Annotated in this window: 5 protein-coding genes and 4 pseudogenes; 5 read left to right on the forward strand and 4 right to left on the reverse strand. The window is 47.0% G+C overall.

The genetic code is table 11. The annotated features are described in order from the left end of the window. A pseudogene (locus C4B57_11745) lies at positions 1-256 on the forward strand (IS630 family transposase). Positions 257-357: 101 nt separating this feature from the next. On the opposite strand, the pseudogene C4B57_11750 reads toward C4B57_11745, so the two are convergent. The 3 genes and pseudogenes from C4B57_11750 to C4B57_11760 form a co-directional block, all read right to left on the reverse strand. After that, a pseudogene (locus C4B57_11750) lies at positions 358-566 on the reverse strand (hypothetical protein). A gap of 156 nt (positions 567-722) precedes the next feature. Further along, on the reverse strand, positions 723-1,058 hold the full coding sequence (locus C4B57_11755; protein PXF50706.1) for an mRNA-degrading endonuclease: 336 nt from the start codon (positions 1,056-1,058) through the stop codon (positions 723-725). Then, positions 1,059-1,307 carry a transcriptional regulator/antitoxin, MazE gene (locus C4B57_11760; GenBank protein PXF50707.1) on the reverse strand — a complete coding sequence of 83 codons (249 nt, stop codon included), beginning with the start codon at positions 1,305-1,307 and terminating at the stop codon, positions 1,059-1,061. It lies immediately after the preceding gene. 588 nt (positions 1,308-1,895) lie between these two features. Here C4B57_11760 and C4B57_11765 point away from each other — a divergent pair. Continuing rightward, a pseudogene (locus C4B57_11765) lies at positions 1,896-2,114 on the forward strand (IS630 family transposase). A 251-nt stretch (positions 2,115-2,365) separates the two neighbouring features. Next, positions 2,366-2,455: pseudogene (locus tag C4B57_11770) on the forward strand (chemotaxis sensory transducer). A gap of 64 nt (positions 2,456-2,519) precedes the next feature. On the opposite strand, the gene C4B57_11775 reads toward C4B57_11770, so the two are convergent. Then, positions 2,520-2,861, reverse strand: a complete 342-nt coding sequence (locus C4B57_11775; GenBank protein PXF50708.1) for a hypothetical protein — start codon at positions 2,859-2,861, stop codon at positions 2,520-2,522. Here C4B57_11775 and C4B57_11780 point away from each other — a divergent pair. Both C4B57_11780 and C4B57_11785 read left to right on the forward strand, forming a co-directional pair. Then, a complete protein-coding gene (locus tag C4B57_11780) occupies positions 2,852-3,151 on the forward strand; it encodes a hypothetical protein (GenBank protein ID PXF50709.1) in 300 nt (99 codons plus the stop codon). The two genes, C4B57_11775 and C4B57_11780, sit on opposite strands and share 10 nt — an antisense overlap. Before the next feature lie 488 nt (positions 3,152-3,639). Then, positions 3,640-3,918, forward strand: a complete 279-nt coding sequence (locus C4B57_11785) for a hypothetical protein (GenBank protein ID PXF50710.1) — start codon at positions 3,640-3,642, stop codon at positions 3,916-3,918. The last annotated feature ends 44 nt before the right edge of the window (positions 3,919-3,962 follow it).

A 3,962-nucleotide genomic window follows, 5' to 3' on the forward strand; every position in this document is an offset into this window, starting at 1 on the left:
GGCACCAAGAAAAGCGATCAACCAATGAAGAAATATCCAGAGTGCTAAAAACAAGCATGAGGAAAATTGACCGCGTCAAAAAGCGTTTTGTTGTAGATGGGCTTGACATAGCCCTTAATGGCAAAAAGGAAATCGTGTATATACCAAAAAGGCGGATGGTGATTTTGAAGCTCATCTGGTCGCCTTGAGCTGCGGTGAGCCGCCGGAAGGTTTCTCCAGGTGGACCTTGCGGTTACTGGCTGATAAAGTGGTTGATCAATAGTCATTTTCTATTTTTCCTACGAACCGGGTATGGCAGGAGCCTTGCGGCTCCTTCCCCCCTGAGAACCGTGCGTGATACGCGAAAAGGGGGACATCCTATTTTACCCCAACAAGAGTAAACGGGCGGGGTGCCTTCAGAAACATCGGAGTAATGTCGACCCAGCTTCCTCAGCGGCAAGATACATCCTGCTGCCAGACATATCTGATATGATATATTTGTTTTTCGTCTCGAAGCCAGAGAGAATTTCGCTCCATTCCTTCTGTTGGCTCACAGTAAGTCCGCTAATTGATGATAATTTATCCATTATAAGCTCATACTGGTTCTTACTCAGATAACGTCCACCATTACCAGCGGGCAGGGCAAATGTGCCGGTGTAAGTGACAATTAGACATTATTAAACTTGACGAAAGCTAAAAATGCCGCGACCTTGCCCTTCTGAGTGCATGGTGTTGTTGGCCTGTCAGTAGATGCAGGCATCTAATATCGATAGCACGTTTGCCAGCAGTTCATCTGAGGCACGTTCGATGCGCTTCGCTCGACGGGTACGAAAGTCAACTGACTTGACCTGCTCAACCATGATGAACCCCGTCAGGCTGCTGCTTTTCGGAACAGGCACGTGGAAGGGAAACCCGCGTCCTGTGCTCGTTAGGGGGCACACAATGGCCAGACCGGTGCTACGGTTGAACAAGTCCTTGCTCACAACTAAAGCAGGTCGACGCCCTTTCTGTTCGTGACCGGACTGGGGATCGAAAGTGACGGTAATAATGTCGCCTTGTCTTGGGACATAGACCGCCATCTACCATGCTTCCTTCCCTGCCGGCTCCCCCCAATCGACTTCGCTGGCGTGGTAGTCTTCAGGAATTTGCGCTACGAGGTCCTCGATACGGTAGCGTCCGCGGATTTTCCTGATTGGCGTGACAACGATAATGCCGTCTCGTACCGAAACGTCTACCTCGTCCCCAACTCCAAGGCGAGCGTCTTCCAGCACGTTCTTGGCAAAACGCAGCCCCTGACTATTACCCCATTTTTGAATCTTCGTATGCATATAACCACCTTCTTATGTATATCCGTAGTATAGCCATTCCAGACCAAGCAATCAAGAGGTACTTTAGGCCAACATGTAATCCCGAATTATGCAGCAGGTCTATTTAACTACCTGAATTTTCAGAAAACAACAAAATTAGCCGGATTTAATTACGGCTTATCTCTATCTCCCGGCACAGTTGATAGGAAATCCCTTTTTGAGCGATTCAGAAAGCCAGGCCGACGAGTACCAAGAACTGTTTTTGTTATTCGCTTATTTTTGTATATGCCTTGAGGGGATGGATTGTCAAATTTTTTCACCCAACGATTACCTTGAGACAACCATTTCCCTCCACTGACACCTCACATTCAGGAGGCACAAGCACTATGTATCCTTCATCTTCTATCACCACTATTGCCACGTCAACCTTGAGATGTCGTAATATGGTGTGATATAATTCTTCATAGTCAACCAGGGAGGTTTGAGTATGAAGAAATTCACAGTGACATTGACCAAGGATGAACGGGATGAGTTGGAAAGGATAGCTTCCAAAGGTAAGTATAAGTCACAAAAGGTTATCAACGCCTTGATTTTGCTTGGCTGTGATGGCCGAAGCATGGAAGTTGGCTGAACATGGCGGAAATAGAGCTGAACGTGCTTACTGGTCAGTGCCTGAATCGTAGAATTGATAACATCGAAGATGTCAGGAGGGAAGTACAAGCCTGGCAAGAACACAGAAATAACAAAAATGCAAAGGTCAATTGGCAGTTTACAACAGAGGATGCCCGGATAAAACTATACCGGATTTATCAGACACTCGATAGTTGACGTGACACTAGTGCTTTGGCGGAAAAAGATCGCCAAAGGCTTTCTCTTTGATAAACAGGTGCCGGAGCAGGGCCGAAAGACAGCAAGATAGCCCTGTGGAAAAAATCGTTAAACTCTTTTCCCTGAAATGCCGTATTCGTAGATAGACCCGGATACAAAAAAGGCAGGTGAATATGCGCGACCCCAACACCGTTCTCTCCGGCACGCCGGACAATCCTGAAGAAAATGAGTTTCTTGCACTCAGCGCGAAGCTCCTGGCCCTGAACGCGACCTTTGAGGCCGCAAGAGCAAGAGGAGCCGGGACCGGCCTGGCAATGGATGCAGAGGAACTGAAAAGCCTTGCCCTCAGGGTTTTAGGGAACCAGGAGGTCCCCTAAGCCTGTTTTCCCTACCATTGAATCAAGCCTATTTACAATCTTGCCAGCCTTTCAGAGACTCGGCACACTCTTGAAGGGCGGGCCGCCAGACTTCATTAAAATGCTCCCAGAAAAAGGTCTGAGCCAGCACAAACCGGTTGTGTTTTGAGCCTGCATGACGCAACTTTTTGTCCCATGAGGCCTGTAATTCCCTCAATCGTTGTTTTTCTTCAGGATCTTCGGCGCTGTTGATGACCTCATCAAGTAATCTCTTTCGTTCACGCTCAAACGAAAGTCTATCCTCTTGAAAGAGCCTATGAAGCTCTTCATGCCTTTTCAGGGCTTTCTTTCGGATCTTATCTTTTTCTTCCACCCAATTCAATGAATCCATTCTCAATCCTCTGTAAGGTAGTTTCCGTCCAGAAATGGCCCTTTTTCGCAATCTCTGTGTCAATCGGCGGAGTTGGTTGTGCTACGTACTTTCCGTACGTTTCCACCCAACTACTTGATTTCCTTGATCTTGCAAAAAATCGCTCATTTCTGAATTGGAAACTCACTGGTGTCTACTTTGTATTAGTGGATGAACACAAAGGAACTCAGGACGCCGGCACGGCAGTGCGGCAATATTTGAAGACCGCATCCGTCCGCCAGAAAATAAAATTACAATGTTTCCTCTCATAATGCAATACGCGCCCTCGGCAGAAGGCACCCGATACCCTCATCCGGCGCAGAGTTTTCAGCACCCATGCATAACACCTGCAGCCAGTCAAAGAAAGATTCTTTTCAAGTCGGCCAAGAAAGTCATTCCGGTCACAGTCGTCAAGAAAGATATCTTGGCGATTCAGACCCCTGGTGATGACATGATGAATCGACCGGGGATATTGAGTCGTCTGTATCGAGGCATACTGCTATGCCATGATGGCAACTTGCCAAATCAACGTTAATTAAACTATTAAACTAACTCCGTTATATATTAAAATCTGATAGATGTGATAGACTTTGAGGTATATTCTCTGTTTGAGTTAATATATAACGTTGGTGATAAGAAGTTGCTTTTCAGCGATTGGGTGGGGAAGGTGTGTTGAGATTAATGATTAAACCGCCATATTGGTCCTGTCAACAGAAAAACCGGACGAAAAATAGCAGGTGAGGAAGGAAAACAAACATGATTGTATGAAATTGGCGGAGAAAGGGCGCGGATTTCCTGCTGCCGGCTATTGAAACTCTTGCGCCTCAATTTACTGTATGAAAGGATTCTTCCTGAGCGGGCCAGCCATCATCAAAGGGTTCCTGAAAGACATCCCGGAATGGTTGCGGTTCCCCGGGAGGTGGCCGGGTTTTATTCTCCCATAGCCCAAGGTATTCAACCCGAATTATGCAGCAGCCAAGTTTGCCAAAGATGCGAGGCGGAAGGCACGCAGACGTACTTTTGTACTTCAAGTGCCTGACAACAAAGCAGATTTGGTAAAATTGGCTGCCCCTTGTGGCTTCA

Source organism: Deltaproteobacteria bacterium, from assembly GCA_003194485.1.
Classification (GTDB): domain Bacteria; phylum Desulfobacterota; class Dissulfuribacteria; order Dissulfuribacterales; family UBA3076; genus UBA3076.

What these genes read in the sequence shown, in the direction of transcription:
- C4B57_11775 (PXF50708.1), bottom strand. Translation starts at nt 2,861, where the DNA reads ATGGATTCATTGAATTGGGTGGAAGAAAAAGATAAGATCCGAAAGAAA.
- C4B57_11780 (PXF50709.1), top strand. Translation starts at nt 2,852, where the DNA reads ATGAATCCATTCTCAATCCTCTGTAAGGTAGTTTCCGTCCAGAAATGG.
- C4B57_11755 (PXF50706.1), bottom strand. Translation starts at nt 1,058, where the DNA reads ATGGCGGTCTATGTCCCAAGACAAGGCGACATTATTACCGTCACTTTC.
- C4B57_11760 (PXF50707.1), bottom strand. Translation starts at nt 1,307, where the DNA reads ATGCATACGAAGATTCAAAAATGGGGTAATAGTCAGGGGCTGCGTTTT.